General features: G+C 60.3%; 16 protein-coding genes. 15 read left to right on the top strand and 1 reads right to left on the bottom strand.

Annotation, left to right across the window (positions count from 1 at the left end; all coding sequences use genetic code 11):
* Positions 1-326 (bottom strand): hypothetical protein (locus P5205_20245; GenBank protein HSA12697.1); only part of this gene is annotated, 326 nt, incomplete at its 3' end.
* Positions 327-622: 296 nt separating this feature from the next.
* On the opposite strand from P5205_20245, the gene P5205_20240 reads away from it, so the two are divergent.
* From P5205_20240 to P5205_20170, 15 genes are all read left to right on the top strand, one after another.
* Positions 623-1,795, top strand: coding sequence for a hypothetical protein (locus tag P5205_20240; GenBank protein ID HSA12696.1), 1,173 nt, complete (start codon positions 623-625; stop codon positions 1,793-1,795).
* A 103-nt stretch (positions 1,796-1,898) separates the two neighbouring features.
* Positions 1,899-3,005 (top strand): glycosyltransferase family 2 protein, encoded by a 1,107-nt coding sequence (locus P5205_20235; GenBank protein HSA12695.1) that lies wholly within the window; start codon positions 1,899-1,901, stop codon positions 3,003-3,005.
* A gap of 50 nt (positions 3,006-3,055) precedes the next feature.
* Entirely contained in the window at positions 3,056-4,057 is a 1,002-nt protein-coding gene (locus tag P5205_20230; GenBank protein HSA12694.1) for a glycosyltransferase family A protein, read from the top strand.
* A gap of 64 nt (positions 4,058-4,121) precedes the next feature.
* Complete coding sequence (locus tag P5205_20225; protein HSA12693.1) at positions 4,122-5,600, top strand: glycosyltransferase family 4 protein; 1,479 nt, start codon at positions 4,122-4,124, stop codon at positions 5,598-5,600.
* Positions 5,601-5,674: 74 nt separating this feature from the next.
* On the top strand, positions 5,675-7,054 hold the full coding sequence (locus P5205_20220; protein ID HSA12692.1) for an O-antigen ligase family protein: 1,380 nt from the start codon (positions 5,675-5,677) through the stop codon (positions 7,052-7,054).
* Positions 7,055-7,217: 163 nt separating this feature from the next.
* Positions 7,218-8,477 carry a glycosyltransferase family 4 protein gene (locus P5205_20215; GenBank protein ID HSA12691.1) on the top strand — a complete coding sequence of 420 codons (1,260 nt, stop codon included), beginning with the start codon at positions 7,218-7,220 and terminating at the stop codon, positions 8,475-8,477.
* 49 nt (positions 8,478-8,526) lie between these two features.
* On the top strand, positions 8,527-8,910 hold the full coding sequence (locus P5205_20210; GenBank protein ID HSA12690.1) for a four helix bundle protein: 384 nt from the start codon (positions 8,527-8,529) through the stop codon (positions 8,908-8,910).
* Between the two features lie 44 nt (positions 8,911-8,954).
* The gene (locus P5205_20205) at positions 8,955-10,388 is read left to right on the top strand and encodes an MBOAT family O-acyltransferase (GenBank protein HSA12689.1); all 1,434 of its coding nucleotides are present in this window, start codon (positions 8,955-8,957) and stop codon (positions 10,386-10,388) included.
* Between the two features lie 211 nt (positions 10,389-10,599).
* Positions 10,600-11,571, top strand: coding sequence for a hypothetical protein (locus P5205_20200; protein HSA12688.1), 972 nt, complete (start codon positions 10,600-10,602; stop codon positions 11,569-11,571).
* 19 nt (positions 11,572-11,590) lie between these two features.
* Positions 11,591-12,430, top strand: a complete 840-nt coding sequence (locus P5205_20195; protein HSA12687.1) for a WecB/TagA/CpsF family glycosyltransferase — start codon at positions 11,591-11,593, stop codon at positions 12,428-12,430.
* 252 nt (positions 12,431-12,682) lie between these two features.
* A complete protein-coding gene (locus P5205_20190) occupies positions 12,683-13,459 on the top strand; it encodes an ElyC/SanA/YdcF family protein (protein ID HSA12686.1) in 777 nt (258 codons plus the stop codon).
* 328 nt (positions 13,460-13,787) lie between these two features.
* Positions 13,788-14,177, top strand: a complete 390-nt coding sequence (locus P5205_20185; GenBank protein HSA12685.1) for a hypothetical protein — start codon at positions 13,788-13,790, stop codon at positions 14,175-14,177.
* Between the two features lie 715 nt (positions 14,178-14,892).
* Positions 14,893-16,257 (top strand): glycosyltransferase family 2 protein, encoded by a 1,365-nt coding sequence (locus tag P5205_20180; protein ID HSA12684.1) that lies wholly within the window; start codon positions 14,893-14,895, stop codon positions 16,255-16,257.
* Positions 16,254-17,225 carry an NAD(P)-dependent oxidoreductase gene (locus tag P5205_20175; GenBank protein HSA12683.1) on the top strand — a complete coding sequence of 324 codons (972 nt, stop codon included), beginning with the start codon at positions 16,254-16,256 and terminating at the stop codon, positions 17,223-17,225. Before P5205_20180 ends, P5205_20175 begins: the two co-directional genes overlap by 4 nt.
* Positions 17,226-17,236: 11 nt before the next feature.
* Entirely contained in the window at positions 17,237-18,979 is a 1,743-nt protein-coding gene (locus tag P5205_20170) for an exosortase/archaeosortase family protein (GenBank protein HSA12682.1), read from the top strand.
* Positions 18,980-18,997: the final 18 nt, after the last annotated feature.

Raw genomic sequence — 18,997 nt, 5'->3', positions numbered from 1 at the left:
CTAACGTGAAGCGGACGCAAGTACACGGTGTCCAAAAAATGGGGGGAAGGGAACACCTTGATGCGGGTGCGACGTTGGAGGTCAGCGGCGATTTCACTATGGGCAATGGAACGGACATATTCCTGAGTGAAGGCGCTTACCTCCGTCTTGGCGGCAAGAAATTGGAAAGCGGTTCTGGAATCACGGAAAACACCCGCATCATGGTGAAGCGGAGCATCACGATTGGGAGCGATTTCCTTTGCGCTTGGGGGAGCTTCATCACGGATTGTGACTGGCATCTTATTAAACGCAAGGACCACCAAGCTGATGTTGAAATTGGCGATCATGTTTGGATTGCCCCGAACTGCTCCATCTTGAAAGGCACTCGAATTGGGAACGGATGTATTGTGGCGACTGGAGCCGTTATCAACAGAAAGCAGTTCCCCGACGGTTGCCTGATCGGGGGGAATCCTCCTATAGTTCTGGAATCCGGAGTAGAATGGTGCCGTAATCTGCCTGACGTGACTACGCAGCGTCACGGCGGTCCAGGTTGACGATGCTTGGGTTGTCGATCAGGCAACACGGGCTGGGGGTCCTCTCCAGCGGTCATTCCAATCTCCTGGATTCCCCGGGAAGAAACGAGATGAGGCGAATACTCTTTTGGGATCATTACGATGCCGGCATGGGGGGCATCGAGAAAATGATCATCACGCTCGCGAGCGACCTCGCAGAATCCCATGAGATTGTGGTCATCGCCAGAAAGGACGGGACGATTTGTGAGGCACTTCGCGGCGTGAAGGCGAAGTTCATCCGTGTAGATCCAGATACGGCGCGCTCGACCAGGGACATTTCCTGCGATGACCTGTTGATTGAGTTCGGCACGTTCAGGGACTTGCAAGCGCTATCGGTCGTGAATCCACGCCTGTTGCTGTGGCGGGTCTTCCCGAGCATTGGATGCAGGGGGCTGTTGGCGTCTCTGCTCTGCCGACGGATGTTCATTACGCTTGAGAAGCTGAACTCCCTGGTGTTCATGGACAAGGTATGTCATCAGACCGCGTGTCGCGAACTGAAACGCCTCTTCGCGGAACGCCTTCTTCCCATACCCATCCTTGTGAGAGAGAAGCGGCGCGTCGCCGAAAAGCCGAGCAATCCCATCAGCATAACATACATCGGCAGGGGCAGACTTTGGAAAGTCAAGCCAGTCAAGAAGCTCGCCGGCGATCTTAGGTCACTCACGGACCATAACTTTCACTTGCACATATTCACAGACGCCAACGAGTTGTTTGAGGCGGAGCTAAGAGAAGTGAAGGGGGGGAATGTCGCCATATACTACCATTATGGTTATGCGATGGAGTCGCTCTCTCAGAAGCTGCTTGAGCTTTCTGATCTGCACTATTCGATGGGAACGGCTTGCTTGGAAGGTGCCGTATTGGGGATTCCGACGATCATCGCGGATGCTTCCTACAAGGATTTCCCTGTTGAGTATGGGTACCGCTGGCTGATCGATGACATCGAGAACTATGCGGGAGTGTTTCTGGAGAAGACGACGCCTCCTCGCGGCCATGCTCTCAGAGAGGTGGTAAATACGCTGCACAATCCCCAGGAGCTGCGGCGCATATCCGAGACGACATATGCGGAGACGGTGGCACGGTTTGGCAGTAGGAACATAGCTCAGGCAATCGAGAAGCTCCAGCCTCAAGCTCGGGTGACAGACCTCCTCAAGTTCATGCCGTCCTATTGGCGATCTGGGAGACCATTCGTTGCCCTGTGCAAGAGAATGTCAGGAGCAGTCGCTTATCTAAGCACCTGCCTGTGAAATTCATCTCCCGACGGCCGACGACGGCGGTTTCGAATGATAAACGTCGCATCGGCTGGCAGCCTTTGGGCGGTGGAGTTGAGTTGAGAGCGAGGAGGCGGTGATGTCCGCGGTCACTCTTGAGCAAGGGCGCTGGTGTACAGCCACGGGCTGTAATGCGCCAGTATCAATAATTGCCCCCGTTTACAGGACGCCTGTTCCGCTCTTGCGGCGTTTCCTCAGCAGCGCTCTGAAGCAAACGGTGGCCGACATTGAGCTGATCGCGGTGGATGATGCCTCGCCGGACGACTGCCCCAGGGTGTTGGATGAGGTGGCGGCAAGGGACGACCGGGTCAGAGTGATCCACCGCAGTGTCAACGGCCGGGCCGGCATGGCGCGGAACGATGGCCTGGACCGCGCGCGCGGCCACTACGTCTTCTTTGCGGATGCGGACGACGTTGTGCGGCCGGATTGCTGCGAGCGAATGATTCAATGCGCGCGTGCCCACGACGCGGATATTGTGGCGTGTTCCTGGGCGGAGGTGGCCGGGGCAGGAGAGGTGCTGCGGCGCAAGGTGCTTCCAGGTCGGGTCTATGACTTGTCGCAACCGCGTGACCGGCGGCACTGTTTGCGTACCCTCCATTTTGCGCCGTGGAACAAGCTTTTTCGGCGGGAGACGATCGGGGCGCTGCGCTTCGAACAGTTCCCGGTCAATATCGGGGAGGACACGCTGTTCAATGTGGCCGCTTTGTGCCGGAGTCGCCGCATGGTGACCATGTCGTACCTCGGCTACGAGTATACGGTGCACGGGGCCTCGGCGACGGGGCGAGGGGTGAAAGGAATGGCATATTTGGAGACGATTGCCCGTTCCCAGGAACGGATCCGGCACGTGCTGCTGGCGTCGGACGGTGGTCCGTGTGCGCGGCGCTCCGCAGACTGGCTGGCGCTCAAACGGTTCACGACCGGGGGCGAGTGGATCGCCGCCCATCCGGACACTGGGGAACGCCAAAAGCTCTGGCGCCACTGGCGGGCTTACTTCCGTGACGAGCTGCGCCCGGGATTAGCCGGGCCAGGGTGGCTGATTCGCGGCTTCGGCTGCGCGCTGCAACTCGAGAATGTCGCGCTGGCCGCGCGCCTGATGCGAATCACCCTCCGTCTATTGGATCGAATGGCTTCCCTGAATCCGAAACCGGCCGGGAAGGTTATCCCGTGCCCGGCGAAGAACACCTAACGCGGCGCAACCGCGGGGTGCGGTCGCGTATAAAATAAAGCGATGTCATCGTGCCTGGTGTAAGTGTCATCATTCCCGCCTTTAATGCCGCGCATTGCCTGGCGGCTTGCCTGGGTAGCGTGTTCTCCCAAAGCCTGGCACCCGGGCAGATCATTGTGGTCAATGATGGCTCGACCGATGCCACGGAGGACGTCGCCCTGCGCTATGGCAATTCGATCGTGTACCTCCGACAGGAGAACGCGGGGCAGGGCGCAGCCCGGAACGCCGGTCTGAAGATCGCCACCGGCGAGTTCATCGCCCTGTTGGATGCTGATGACTATTGGAAACCAGGATTTCTAGAACGTTGCATCGCCTTTCTTGATGCGCATCCTGAATGTGTAGCCGTCAATACCGGACTGATCACCCGCCAACATAGTGGATCGGAGATCATTCAGCCCAGCTTCCTGACTCGCGCCGATGCCCAGACCGAACCCTTTGTGATTGATGATTTCTATGCATTCTGGGCAGCGCATGATCATGTCCGCACCGGATCGGCCGTCATACGGAAGTCCGTAATAGATCGGGCCGGCGGACAGCGGGCGGACTTAAGGGTCAGCCAGGACCTTGAATACTGGGGCTACATCGCGACCTTCGGTCCCTGGGGTTATATCCCCGAGCCGCTCTGGGTAGGCAATTCCCGCGCGGCAGCAGCCGCGCCGGGCTGGTTGAACAAGTATCAAAAGCGCCGCCGACTCTGCCCAACCGTGGAGGCCTGGCAGGAACGGTTGCTGCCCCGCCTGACCCCGCAGCAGATGCCTGCGTTCAAGGTTGTGCGCGGGCGCGTGGCCGCTGGTTATGCCCACAACCAAGTCCTGGCCGGGCGGGCCGATGTCGGGCTCCAGATCTTGCGCGACTACGGTGGTGACTTGCCGCGGAACCGCGTTACAAGGTTGCTGCGGTTTGGGTGTGCCGGTGGACCGATTGGCTGGTGGGGCGCCTGCACGGTGGTTCGTCTGCGTGAGCGGTTGAAGCACTACGTGCTGGCTTTGCGGCGCGGGCAGGGCAGGGCGTGACAACAGCCCCCCCACAGCATTATAGCTCAAGGCCGCCTCGGCGAGGCAGCCCAGCCAAGGGACATTGAGAATTGCCTGGGTCACACGGTCGTTCCTCGACTATCGCATCCCGGTCTGCCGTGCGCTGGATGCACTCACGGGCGGCCAATTGCATTTGGTGTATTCGGGAGATTATGTGCCCCGAGCGGTGCAGGAGAAAGCGCAGGGGGCATTGGGCCCGCGAGCTATAGGCCTGCGTGGGGAGTGGAAGTTGGGCCCCGAGGACCGGGCTTATATGGCCAACCGGAATTTCTCTCTTCGTTTTCAGCCAGGGTTGCTGAAGATGATCCGTCAGCTTCGGCCTGACGTGATGGTTTGCGACGGCTTTTTCAAATGGACCTTCCTGGCCTTGCAGCACCGGATCCGACACGGCACCCCGTTGGTGGTGCTTTACGAGCGAACGGCTTACACGGAGCGGCATGCGCAGTGGATTCGGACATTTTATCGGAAGTTTGTGCTTCGTTTCACGGATGCCATGAGCTGTAACGGGCGGCTCTGCAAGGAATATACGGTGTCTATGGGCTTTCCCGCCGAGCGGATTACCTTGGGCCATATGGCGGCCGATACGGACGGCATGGCGCAAAGCGCAGCGCGCGTGCCGCAAACCGAGATCCAGCTCCTGCGCGAGTCCTGGCTCGCGCCCAGCGCCTTGCGCCTTGCGCCAGACACCTTGCGCCCTGCGCCAGACGCCTCGCGCCCAGCGCCTTGCGCTCAAGGCCTCGTGTTCCTATACGTGGGGCGATTGAACAAAGGCAAGGGCATCGCCGAGCTGCTGAAAGCGTGGGAAATCTTTACCAAGGCAGAGATCCCCCCACCGTCCACTGACGCACCGTCCACCTCCCCACTGTCCACCGCCCCACTGTTCACTGACGCACCGTCCACCACTCCCCCGCGCTCTGCCACCCTCGTCCTCGTCGGCTCTGGTCCGGCAGAAGCCGCCCTCCGTCATCAGTCTTCCGTCCTCCGACTTCCGAACGTCCACTTCGCCGGTTCGGTGGACTACGACAAGCTTGCTCCGTATTACGCGGCGGCAGATGCGTTCATTATCCCAACGCTGGAGGACAACTGGAGCCTCGTTGTGCCCGAAGCCATGGCGTGCGGCTTGCCGATTCTGTGCTCCAAATACAACGGCTGCTGGCCGGAACTGGTCCATGAAGGCCGCAACGGCTGGGTCTTCGATCCCCTCGACACCGCGGATACCGCCAAGCGCTTGGCGCAATGCGCACAGCGCCATGCGCAAGGCGCAGGGGCGGAGGCCGGGACCGACGCACGGACCCACCGACGCACCGAAGCACCGGCTATCACTGATCAATTTCAACATTTCAGTGTTTCAGCTTCTCACCTTTTTCCCTCGACCGCTCTTCGCGCTATGGGCCAGGAGTCGCGCGAGATCCTCAAGGACCACACTCCTCACAAGGCCGCCGAGGCAATCCACCGTGCTTGCGAGATTGCGATCGAGCACAGGGGGAGAAGCTGCGCTCTGGAATGCGAAAAGGGCAATTGAATAACAGTTTGCGCCTGTGTTCATTTTAGATTTCCGCTTTCTGCTTTCCACTTTCAGCCTTTGCCCTCTCCCCAATGCCGGCTGACTCCATGTCTTTGAGGCAACACCGTCGTTTCCCGGCCCGAACCTCTGTTCCGCGCTCGCGTCTCTCAATCCCTGTACGCCTGATCCTGCTGGCAGAAGTGCTCTTGGTGGCGCGCTTGACTGTTCTGCAGCGCAGGCGGGAGGACTTTACGGCAATTGATGCCTTCGCGATGGTCGAGATTGTGATTGTCGCAGCCATTGGGCTATTGCTGGCGCTTCAGAGCGGGCAGCTCTGGCGCCTTTGGCAACGAATTGCCGCAACATCCGGGAAAGTGCTCCTGGCCTTCTTCGCTCTCGCCCTTGTCTCAGCAGCCTGGTCTGAGCTGCCCAAGTACTCTGCCTTTCGGGCAGGGGAGTTCGCGGTACTTTCTCTGGGATTCCTGGTCGCCGTAGCCTCGGCACGAACTTTCGCCCACGCTGAGCGTCTCATCTTGGTTTTGGGCATGCTTGCCTTGGGCCTGGCAGCATTTTCTATCGTATTATCCCGTGGAGGGGCGTCTTTTGAATTGCATAACAATACGGTTGGCGCCTCCGCTGTCATCCTGACGTGTTATGCAGTGGGCGAAGCCCTGCGCGCGGAGCGTCGCCGACGCCGAAATCTTGTGGTTCTGTCGGCCATCAGTGCAGCATTGACGCTGGCTTCGCAAAGCCTGGCAAGCTGGTGGTCGCTTTTCATCGGCGTTGGCGTCGCCTTTCTTTTGTCGAAATCGGCTCGGGGAGGGTTTGTTCTCGTCGTTGTTGTGCTTGGTCTGGCGGTGGCCTTGGTTGGAGCGGAGCGATTTGAACCGGTGGTGGACCCATACGGCCAAACAGAAGAAGCCGGCAAGCTGGAGACCTTTACTGGGCGAAAGCTTCTCTGGGAAGGATACGAGAAGGTTTTCAAGGCGAGTCCCTGGTTAGGCGTCGGTTACGCCGTGGCCGCGCGCACCGCCGGCCCGGTCTATGCAACCAATACGCATAATGCCGCGTGGGCGGTACTTCTGGGCACCGGTGTCGTTGGGATGACCATCGTTGTTATCGCAGCGCTGTTCGGATTACGGGAGGCGTTGTCTGCTTGCGCTGCCGGGCGCACCGGTGCTGTGGGAGCGACGGCGGCGTTGGTGGCAGGTTCGGCCAACAGTATGTCCCTCTCACTATTTGGCGAAGGGTGGGGTGTCGCGTCCTTCGTCTTCATGCTTTTCTATGCGTTTCATCTGTGTGCGGTAGCCCGGCCTCAATGGGTGGGACGTGTGGAGCAGCAAGCAACGCGGGCAGCTTCGCGTCGCGACTCGTGGAAGAACCGGTCCCGCAAACGCGGCCAGCTTGCCCCAACCTACACCGTGCCGCCCCCGCCCGCGTCCGCGCAACCACCACCACCTTCCGCTCCTTGATTTCCCCTTGCTGCTTTCTGCTTTCCTTAGAGTGTGTCTGCAAATTCGCCCTCCCTTACGCCCATTTTTCAAACACGCTCTTAGCCCGTGACATGGCTTTTTGCCTGCGGAATCGGTTCGCTGCTCCAGCAGGTCGCTGACCTTTGATTTCTGCTTTCTGCTTTTGAGAATATTGGTGGCCCATAACGACTACGGCCGTCCCAGCGGTGAAGAGCACGCGCTGGAGACACTGGCCGGTCTGGCACAGCGGCAAGGGCATGGCATCGTTTGGCTGCGGCGCAGTTCAGCGGAAATTGATCATTCCATCGCTGGTAACGCCAAGGCCTTCTTTGCCGGCATCCACAACCCCTGGATGGCGCGCCGCATGGCCAAGACGTTGGATGGCGAAAAGCCGGACCTCGTCCTCGTCCAAAACCTGTATCCGCTGCTGTCGCCAAGCGTCCTAACGCCTTGCGCCAGGCGTGGCATTCCGGTGGTGATGCGCTGCCCGAACTACCGCCTGTTTTGCCCGAGCGGATTGCACTTGAGCCACGGCGAGGTGTGCGAGCGGTGCCTGGGCGGTCGGGAATACTGGTGCGTGTTGCGCAACTGCGAGCGCGACGTGGTCAAAAGTGCCGGCTACGCCTTGCGCGGTTGGGCGGCCCGCGTTTCCCGCCGGATTCTGGACAATGTCAACATAGTCATCGTCCTGTCCGAGTTTCAGAAACAGCGGTTCATCGCCCAGGGCATCCCTCCCGAGCGCATCGAGATCCTGCCTAATATGACGCCCGCCATCGCCGACGGCGACGGGCAGAAAGCAGAAATAGCACCGTCCTCCGTCCTCCGTCCTCCGTCTTCTGTCCCCGATCCGTCCTCTGTCCACCGTCCACCGTCCTCCGGCTCCATCGCTTTCGTCGGCCGGGCCAGCCCCGAGAAAGGCATCGAGGATTTCGTCGCCGCCGCCCGCCTTCTCCCGAATCTCCCCTTCGCAGTCGCCGGCGCCACTGAACGCATGCCGGAATTGGTCGCCGCCTCTCCGCCCAATGTGCGCTGGCTGGGCTTCCTCAACCGACCAGACTTGAACCGGATTATCTCCGAATCGCGCCTGGTCGTGCTCTCCACCCGGTGCTTCGAGGGATTTCCCAATGTGGTTACCCACGCCATGGCATTACGCAAGCCGGTGGTGGCTTCGCGTATCGGCGTCCTGCCCGAGATTGTTGACGAGGGGCGGACGGGGTTGCTGTTCGAGACGCGGAACGTGGCCGACCTGGTTCAGAAGATTCAAGCGTTGGTCGCCGATCCCGCGCTTTGCGCCCGCCTGGGCGAAGCCGGACGCGAAAAAGCCCTCCGCGTCTACAGCGAAGACGTCGTCGCGAAGCGTTTTATGGAGATCTGCCAAAAGGCGCTAAGCGCGAAGCGCGAAGCGGTAGGCGGGAAGCGGTAGGCGGTAGACAGTGGGCGGTGGGCGGTGGAGCAGCAAGAAGCAAGACACTATGAGCAGATTGGCGCAGTCGTTCCGGGATCTCGAGGCGTACCAGTTGGCTTTCGAACTGCAGCAGAACATCTTTACTGCCTCCAAGCACTGGCCAGATGTCGAGAAGTTCGCGCTTACAGATCAAATTCGCCGTAGCTCGCGTTCCATTGGAGCAAACCTTGCGGAATCGTGGGCTAAACGCAGGTATCCGGCTCATTTTCTAAGTAAGCTGACGGATAGTGATGGCGAGTTGCAGGAGACCTTCCACTGGATAGACACCGCCTTGGCCTGCGGGTGCCTTTCGGTCGTCGAGCATGCGAAGCTCCTGGAACAAGCGGCTGAGGTTGGGCGCAGGCTCGGTTCGATGATTGCACATTACGAATCCTTCTGCTCGTCTCACTGACGCACTGATGCACTGACGCACCGACGCACCGACGCACCGCCCCAATGCTCTTCAACTCCTTCCAATACCTCCTCTTCTTCCCGATCGTCTGCCTGCTGTACTTTGCCGCGCCGTTTCGGTGGCGGACGGCGTTTCTCCTCCTGGCCAGCTACTACTTCTACATGTGCTGGCGCTGGGAATACGTCGCCCTGATCATTGTCCAGACCGAAATCAATTTCCTCTGCGGCCTGCAAATGGTAAAGGCCAGGACACCGAGAGCCAAAAAGGGATTCCTGGTGGCCGGTGTAGTAATGACCCTGGCGATCCTTTTCTTCTTCAAATACTACAACTTCGCCAATGAGTCCCTCCGCAGCCTGTTCGCTTTTCTTCAGGCGCCTTACCACGTCCCGCGGCTGGATATCCTGCTGCCCATCGGCGTTTCCTTTCACACGTTCCAAACGCTCAGCTATATCATTGACCTGTACCGCGGGAAAATTCCGGTCGAGCGCAGCTTTGCGAAATTCGCGCTCTACGTTTCATTCTTCCCGCTCCTGGTGGCCGGGCCGATTGAGCGCGCCAACCGCCTGCTCCCGCAATTGGAGCGTGAGAACCATTTCGACGTGGCCCGGCTCAGTTCGGGCCTCAAGCTCATGCTGTGGGGCTTCTTCAAAAAGGTGGTGATCGCCGACCGCCTCGCCGAGTACGTCAACCAGATCTATCCCCACGCCGCCGATCATTCGGGCCTTACGTTGCTCCTGGCGACTTACTGCTTCGCGTTTCAGATCTACTGCGATTTCTCCGGCTACACCGATATCGCCATCGGCTCGGCCCGCGTGCTCGGCTATGACCTGATGCAGAATTTCAACCTGCCCTACCTCGCCCGCTCCATTTCCGATTTCTGGCAGCGCTGGCATATCTCCCTTTCCACCTGGTTCCGGGACTATGTCTACATTCCCATGGGTGGCAGCCGGGTCTCGTCGGCTCGCTGGGCGTTCAATATCGTGGCCGTGTTCGCCGTCAGCGGCCTTTGGCATGGCGCAAATTGGACCTTCGTGATCTGGGGACTGCTGCACGGAGGATATTACCTGCTGGAGAAATTCGTCGGCCCTTATGCCGGCAGGTTATGCGCCCTCTGCCGCGTGCCCGAACGGCTCAAAGCCGGCCTGCAGATCCTCATCACCTTCCACCTGGTCCTGCTGGCATGGGTCTTTTTCCGCGCCGCCTCCCTGCAGGATGCGCTGCTCATTGTTTCTCGCATCTGCACGGATCTTTCCCTGCCCATCTATCCCGGCTTCTCCTCGGTTTCTACGATGCTCGGTATTGGCTTAATCCTGGTGCTCATCGCCGTCCAGATGCTTCAATATAGGAACCGGCTGCCGCTTTACTTTTCCAGGGTTGGGGTCCCCATCGCTGTGCGTTGGTGCGGGTACCTTGTCATGCTCCTGGGTATCTCCATGTTCGGCAAGAGCGGCAACGACTTCATCTATTTCCAGTTCTGACACGCAGAGCAGGCTGCGACCCCTGCGCGAAATCGAAGAACTCCTCGCAATATTCGCGATCATCGGTTCCAGACTCCGCAAATCCATCGCCCGATTTCAGCATGCCAGAATTTCAACGTATCAGCTTTTCCCCTACGCTTTCTGTTTTCCGTGTAAAAGAATTTCTGCTTTCTGTGTTCTGCTTTCTTCTCTTAGAATGCCCAGCCCGCTTGTGAGTGATTTGCGTTTGCAGCGATCGCTGCTCAGGCGGTTCGCCGCGAAAGGCCTCCTCTTGCTGGTCCTGTTCCTGACCCTGGATCGCTTGGCCGGCTGGGTTTTCCTTCGCGGACTGGACCGGTATTACGGGATGGACGTTCCGGCCCAGGTCCTGTGCGTTGGCCATTCGCATTTGGTTCTGGGCGTTGACAAAATAGCGCTTGAGCGCGAGCTCGGAGTGCCGGTCGCCAAATTCGCGGTTGAAGGCGCGAACACGTCCGACCGGCTGATGATGATCCGATACTACTTCAAGCGACAGCCCGACTCGGTCCGTGCCGTTGTCTACGGCGTGGACGCGCATGCCTTTACCGGGGCCGGCCTCAGCTCCAGCTCCTATCGTCTCCTGTTCCCGTTCATTGCCGATCCGGATGTCCGCGGCTACATTCGCCGCTACTGCCCTTCAAGAACCGAATATCTGTTGCGTCGCGTGCTCTGCACGCCGCGTTACACCGAGCTGACGCTTTCCCTCGCGGTCCGCGGCTACCTGAAGAAGTGGACCAATTACAAATTCGGCAAGGTCAACGTCGAGGTCCTGCGCCGGCAGATCGAACAGGGCAATTTTCGACGGATTTCATTCGACGAGGACAATGTCCGCCAGTTCAACCTGATGGCTGAGTTTGTAACGACCAGGGGAGCCAGGCTGTTGTTGGCCTACATCCCGACGATAGATGTTTTCAACCGGGCTGAACCTGCCAAGTTCCAGCGCTCAATTTCCATCTTCAGTGGCCTTGCTTCGACCAATTCGAACATCGTCTATCTGGACTACAATACCCCGCTCGAAGCGCGCCATGACCTGTTCCGCGATCGCGTTCACCTCAACCGGGAGGGACAGAAAGAACTCACCGCCCGGTTAGCCACGGACCTCAAACGTGTTCTGGACGATCCGGCCCTTGTTCGGAGGGAGCAGGCTCATGGCCGCGCGAATTGAAGCTATCCCCAGCACTCAAATGGGTAAGGCAACCATTCCTGCCGGCATCTCGCCGCCCGTTGCGTCTGGCAACCAGGCAACCACCTCTCCACGGCTGCCCGGAGTCAACCTCGGCCCGCTAGCTATAGCGTCCGCGAACTTCCAGTCCGCTCTCGAATATACGGGTGCACTCATCAAAGATGGCGGCAGTCATTACTTCTGTTTCTGCGAGGCCAGTCTCCTGTCAAACGTGGTCCGGGATGAGCGGGTTCGGGATTGCGTCGGAGAAGCTGCGGCCGTATTCCCGGATGGTGTGGCCCTGACGGTGTTGGCTCGGCTGCAGGGGCACCGGCTGCCGGAGCGGATCCCGGGCCCCAGCTTCCTGCTTGCTGCCGCCGAATACGGCTTGTCGCGGGGTTGGAGGCACTTCTTCTACGGTGGCTCGCCTGGGGTTGCTCAGCGATTAGCCGAGCGCCTCACCAGCCGCTATCCGGGTCTGCTGGTTGCCGGCACCCATAGCCCGCCCTTTCGCGAATTGACTCAGCAAGAACAGCTCGAAATCAAATCCATGATCGACTCTAGCGGCGCGCACTTGCTCTGGGTCTGCCTCGGCAGTCCAAAACAGGAATTATGGGCCGCGGAGCAGGTAGGGCGCATCAAGGTCCCGGTAATCCTGCCCGTCGGTGCCGCCTTCGATTTCCATTCCGGTCATCGGCCTTGGGCCCCGCCCTGGGTTCGCGCCATCGGCATGGAATGGCTGTTTCGCACAATAACGGGCGGGCGTCGGACTTTTCTCCGCAACTTGCGCTGCGTCACAGTCATCGCCGGCCTCCTCTTCAAGGTCGCGCTCCGCCGTCTCCTTCGAAGAGCTGTTCTCTGATCGGGCGCATCTCACTTTCCTGCAACGGTGGGGATGGAGCGCGGACATTCCTGTCCGCTTCGAGGTCAGCGGGAGTCTGGGCGGACAGGAATGTCCGCGCTCCTTCAAGAAATTGAGATGCACCCTCTCTGATCCTATCAGCCATTTTCTGCTTTCGGCTTACCCCATTCCCGTTTCTTCCTTGTGTTCTTCCTGAAGAAGTTGCTCTCGCGTTTCTTATTCCCCGTGCCGTTGTGCGCGGGGCTCTTGCTTTTGGGCATAGCGCTCTGCGCATTTAGCCACAAGCGCAAAAAGCTCGGGCGTGCCTTGGTGATAGCAGGCACGACGTTGCTGCTGGCGTTTGGGTATCCTTGGCTGCCTCGCTACGCTCTGCTGCACCTGGAAAGACAGTATCCGGCCCGGGCGGTGGACAGTGGTCAGTGGTCAGTGAACGGCGAGGCCGGCTTTATTATGGTGCTCGGCATGGGGTTGTCCGCTGACACCAATCGCCCGCCAGCGGCGCGCTTCAGCGATGAAGCGCTCCAGCGCATCATAGAGGGCCTCCGGCTGCATCGCTCGCTGACGAATTCCACGTTGCTGGTTTCGGTGGCCGGGCCGGCCGTCAGCAAGCAGGAAAAGGAGCAGGTGCTGGCGCAGGTGTTGTCGATCCTCGGGATGGAAAGCCACACGGCGCAGGTCTGCGCTGAGGCGCGGGTCACGGAGGACGAGATCGCTTGGTGCCGCCGGGTGGCCGGCACCAATCGAGTATGGCTCGTTTCCAGTGCCTCCCATCTGCCTCGGGCCATGTTGATTGCCCGCCGGCACCAACTGGACGCGATCCCGGCGCCGAGTGGTTACGTTGTGGACACGGTCACGCAGGCGCCGTGGAGCCCAACCCGACTTTTTCCCAACTCCAGCAACTTTTGCTACACGGAACGCGCCATAAATGAGTATTTGGGCCTCGCTTGGGAGTATCTGAGAGGAACGTCAAGGGCAGGGCATGGTGAGACGGAAAAGAGTGTGCGGGAGACAGCTAACGGAAGGCCATAGTCAGTTGGCCGGTAGTCCCCGGGCAACTCAACGTCAGGTTCCATCTGTGGCTACCCTCGTTCGTGCCTTTCGTGTCTTTCGCGGTGCCTCTTGAATTTCAACTTCTCCCTCTTCAGAAGTGGTCAACCCTTTTCTTAAACATTTTTGGCGGCTACAGGCGGCTACAGGCATCTGTAGGCATCTCCTGGCGTCTCCTTCCCCTTCCTCCTCCATCGCTCGCCCCTCGCGCCCGAAATCATGTGCTATAACTGCCGGTGCGGGCGCGCTTGTAGGCCTGCGCCGCGGACCGGCGCGCCACGAATTGAATTAACAGTCTTGAACAATTGATATGCACTCGGCCGATACCAAAAGCCGTTTCCTCGAACTCCGGGCCAAGGGATGGAGCCTCGCCCGCATCGCCGTCGCCATTGATGTCTCCCAGCGCACCCTCGTGGATTGGAATCGCCAGCATCTTGAGGAATTGCGCGCCCTCCGTGCCCTCGAGATCGAAGCTCTCCAGGAAAAGCTCCTGGCCACGCACGAACATGAGCTTGCCTGCCTGGCCAAACATCTCGAGCAGGTCGAAGGCGAACTCGCCAAGCGCAAGTTCGATTACGAGTCCACCCGCGACCTTTTCCGACTCGCGAGCCTCCTTCGCTCCGAGATCCGCAAACTCTGCGTTCAGCCGGACTTGACGCCGAACCCCAGCATGGCAATTCCCAGGTCCGTCCTCGCATGAACGCCAATCGTCAAACCACGCCCGGCTTGAACCAGTTGTCTGCATATCAGTTGTGGACTTGCCAAAGCGATACCCCGGCCGCTTTGCGATCTTTGTGTGAGATTCCTTCGACTCAAAACTGCGCCATTTCTGCCTCATTTTTGCGCCACCTCGCGATATGGACTGCGGTGGCAGAGCGCAGCGGCGACACCGCTTTTCATGCGTCGTCCTGCCGTTGCGGGCGGCGTCGCGCTGCAGTCCAGGACTTGTGGCTCCGAAGCGAGCCGCCTTGGCCATAGAAATCCGGGTTCATTGGCACTAACATCCACAAAGGTTTCCCCACCCGGCGCAAGTTCTCTCCCCCCTCATTTAGGGTTCATCCCGGAACTCCGGGGAATAGCGGGGGACAAGGCAGAACGCCAACGGCGTTCGACCTTTCAGCCCAGGGTTGCGCCACAGGCGCTACCCTGGGTTTCTGGCGTAAGAGACATCAACCCTGAAGGGGTTGCATCCTCCTGGCCCCGAACAGGCGATCCGGGGGGCGATCCAACCCTTGCAGGGTTGTTCGTCTCCTCGGTCCCACCTAGGGTAGCGCGTTCGCGCAATCCTGGGCTGGTAGATTGGAACGCCCTTGGCGTTCCCCGGAATTCCGTGAAGAACCTCATTTAACCAATTTGACTCCCTGGCTGCCGCTTTGCCGCCCCGTTCCCATTTCTGCCTTCAACTTTCGCCTTCCGTGAGCCTCCTTCCCTTCGTCTCTGTCATCCTGCCCGTCCGCAACGAGGCGGCTTTCATTGCCGAGACGCTGCGGGCGGTGCTGGCCCAGGACTATGCGGCCGAGCGTGTCGAAGTGATTGTCGTAGACGGGATGTCTGAAGATGGAACGCGCGACATCGTCCAACGCCTTGCCGCGCGAGATCCTCGGCTGAGTATACTGGACAATCCCGGTCGAATTGCGCCGGCTGCCTTGAACCTGGGCATTCGTGCGGTCCGCGGGGAAGTGATTCTCCGCGTGGACGGCCACGGGATACTGCCGCCAAATTATCTACGCGAGTGTGTTGCCTGGCTGGAGGCGGAGGACGCGGCTTGGAAAGCAGAGAGCAGAAAACAGAAAGCAGAAACCTGCCCAAGGGGGAACGTAGAGGACGTAGAACGGAGGATAGAGGATAGAGGGCGGATGGCGGAAGACGCAGGGCAGCGGGCCGAAGGCAAAGCGCAGTGCGCATTCTCTCTCCGCCTCGACCGGGGAGAGGGTCGGGGCGAGGTGTCGCTTCCAAGTGCGAGGCCTTCCGTCGCTTTGCTCGCTGTCGGCGGCGCGTGGGATTGTGTTGGGAGCGGACTCGTGGGGCGCGCCATCGCACTGGCCGCCGGGTCCAGTTTCGGCGTCGGCAACGCTGCTTATCGCACCAGCCGGCCCTCCGAGAAACCGTTGTGTACGGATTCCGTGCCATTCTGGGTCATGCGCCGGGAGGTCTTTGAACGGATCGGGCTTTTTCGAGAGGAGATGCTCTGCCACGAGGACTATGAGCTGAACTACCGGCTGCGCCTGGCGGGAGGGCGGATACTCCTGCTGCCGTGGCTGCGCTCAGTTTACCGTGTGCGTCCCACCTTGGCGGCGCTTTGCCGCCAATATGGGCGCTATGGATTCTGGAAAGGACGTTTCCTGCGCTCGCACCCCGGTTCGCTGAGGCTGAGGCACTTCGTGCCGCCGTTGTTTGTGCTGGCCCTTGCGATGACAGTGGCAGGGTCCTTGTTCAACCCAATTGCCCTGCGCTGTTTCGGAGCACTGGTCGGGCTCTACGGCGTGTTCCTCCTGGTGGCCACTTTGCTCCTGGCCGCCTCTCGCGGTCGTTCCCGCCACGCGCAGCATCCTTGCCATGGGGCGCAGGCTTCCCGGCCTGAGGCGGCCAGAGGCGCCTCGGTTGCGGCACCCGGCAGTCCTGACTCAGCCGCTCCCCGACTTGACGCTTCAACGCCCTTCCTTTCCTTTGTGTTGGTGCCCGTCGTTCTCGCCGCCATCCACCTGTGCTGGGGAACTGGCGTCTGGCTTGGCCTCGCGCGCGGGCCGGTCCCCGGTCAGCCGCCTAAGCTCGCCGCATGAATATTCTCGTCACCGGAGGTAGCGGGTTCATCGGCACCCGGCTTGTCACCGAGTTGCTGGCCGCCGGCCACGAGGTGACGGTGTTTGACGTCGCCGCAAGTTCCGCGCACCCGGCGATCCATCTTCGCGGTGATGTCCGGGATATCGAAGCCTTGACGACCGCCGGTGCGGGACGCGACGCGATTATTCACCTTGCGGCGGAGCACCGGGATGACCCGCAGTCTGCCGCTCTGGCTGAGGCCGTGAATCTCGGGGGCACCAGAAACCTGGTCGCGGCTGCGCGGCAGGCAGGGTGCCGGCGCATCCTCTTCACGAGCAGTGTAGCCGTGTATCCGTTGAACGTTCCCGAGGCCACCGAGGAGGACCCGCCTGAACCTTACAACCGCTACGGCCAAACCAAACTCCAGGCGGAACAGGTGCTTGGCGAGTGGGCTCGGAGCACGCCCGGCTCCAGTCTGACCCTCGTGCGCCCTTGTGTTGTTTTCGGCGAGGGCAACCGTGGAAATGTCTATAAGCTTCTACGTCAGATTCAGCGCCGGCGTTTTGTGATGGTGGGGGGCGGCCACAATCGTAAATCCATGGCTTACGTCGGCAACCTTACCCGTTTCCTGGCGGTCTGCCTGTCTTTCCCTGCCGGCGTTCACCTTTACAACTACGCGGATAAGCCCGACCTGACGGCTGGTGAACTCGTGCGCCTGGCGCGACGCGAGTTGTTACCCGGTGCGGCGGTTCCTTGCTTTCGGCTGCCCCATTGGGCAGGTCTCTTCGGCGGGTTGGTATGCGACGCCTTGTCTCGCGTGAGCGGTCACCAATCCGGCATTAGCGCCATCCGCATCCGGAAGTTCTGTGCGGAAACAACGGTTTCGACGCGGCGGCTGGACCGGCTCGGCTTTGTTCGTCCTTGCGAGCTGGAGAAGGCACTCTTGCAGACGATGCGGCACGAGTTCAAGCCCGGCGGGAATCAGTAAGCACCGAATAGATGGCTCTCACGGAATCAAAGTGTGCCGGCAGACCAGTGGAGGGAACTCCTCCGTCAGGACACGAACCGGCGTCAGCGGGCGCTGCGAATCGCCGCCAGGCGCTTGGTCCGCTATTTCTTGCTCTGGTCCCACTGCTCTACCTGTGGTGGGTATTGGTGCGGCAGTTGAGCATTGCCTGGAGCAACAACCCGCAATACGCCTACGGGTGGTCGGTGCCGTTTCTGTGCCTCTACCTCGTCTGGCGAAGGGTAAAGCAGGCGCCTCGGCCTGCGGATGCCGGCGGTGTCACCGCCGCCCCAGTCTCTAAACGCCGACGTCCATCCTTATCTTCTTTCCGTCTTCTTCTGGCGCTCTGCGCTCTCCTCTGCGCCCCCATCCGTCTGGTTCAAGCTGCTACTCCGGGTTGGAGCCTGGTCAGTTGGGCGCTGGCGGGGATGGTCATTGGCGTGACCCTTCTCACCGTGCGTGCGGCGCTTGGCAGTTGGCGAGGGCTCGCTGGCAATTCCGCGACTCAACATTCTGGTATCGGGTTTGGCGACTTTGTCTTCCCGATTTGCTTCTTCCTCGTCGCCGTGCCCTGGCCCTATTTGCTGGAGAATCCGTTGATTCAGGCTTTGACGCGGTTTAACACCAGCCTGACCATTGAACTGCTCGGCGGCTTGCGCGTTGCCGCTGTGCCACATGGGAACCTGATTGAGCTGGCTGCCGGCACTGTGGGCATTGATGAAGCGTGCAGCGGTATTAGGTCCCTGCAGGCCACCTTGATGGTGTCCTTGTTCCTGGGTGAACTCTATCAGCTGGCTGCTACACGTCGGCTGATGTGCGTGATCGCCGGTTTTGCTCTCGCCTTGCTGTGCAACCTTGCCCGGATGCTGCTGCTGTGTTGGGTCGCCGCGCAACGCGGCATCGAGGCCATCGCCGGTTGGCACGATCCGGGTGGCGCCAGCATCCTGGTCGCCTGCTTCATCGGCGTCTGGATCTGTGCCAGGCGGCTCAGGCCCGGAACTGGGGGCCAGGCTCCGCCAGTTTCCAACGTTAGCAGCATGCCAGTTACCCCTGCGAACCTGGCCGCGGCGCTTTCACCTTTCCGTTTTTCTTTCGGATTGTTCGCATTCTGGTTGGTGCTAGTGGAATGTTCTGTGGCTGGCTGGTATTGGCATGTCGAAGCCAACCTTCCAGCGCAACCCTCCTGGAGTATCAACTGGCCGGTTCTCGCAGCCGGCTATCGGGTGGTGCCGGTGTCTCACGAAGCAGCCGCCATGCTGCGTTATGATGAGGCGAAACAGGCCCAATGGACCTCCGAGGACGGCGCCAGATGGCAGCTTTCCTGGTTTCGCTGGAATCCCGGCACGGCTGCCGGTTATCTGGCCAAGAGCCACAATCCACTGATCTGCATGCCGGCCGCCGGCTACGCCACCTCTATGGTGTCGCCGCCGCAATTCGCCGACATCAACGGGCTGCGATTCCCCTTCCGGATCTACGGTTTCGAACTGTCACGCAGCAAGGTGTACGTCCTGTACAGCCGATGGGAGGACCGGGCTGCCGAACAGTCCTTTGCCAGCGAAGGAGTGACGCGCTTTAATCGCCTGCGAAGTGTCTGGAACGGGCGGGGCAACCAGGGCCAGCGAGTGACCACCCTGGCTGTGTGGACTGGTGAAGACGAGCAAGGGGCTCGAGAACGGCTGCTCCGACAACTCCAGAATCTCCTGGTGGCAAATCAGTCGCCGCATGGCACCCCGTGAGCAATCTCGGATGCCGGA

The organism is Candidatus Paceibacterota bacterium (assembly GCA_035452965.1).
GTDB lineage: Bacteria > Verrucomicrobiota > Verrucomicrobiia > Limisphaerales > UBA8199 > UBA8199.
This window is presented reverse-complemented; position numbering and strand designations above follow the sequence as displayed.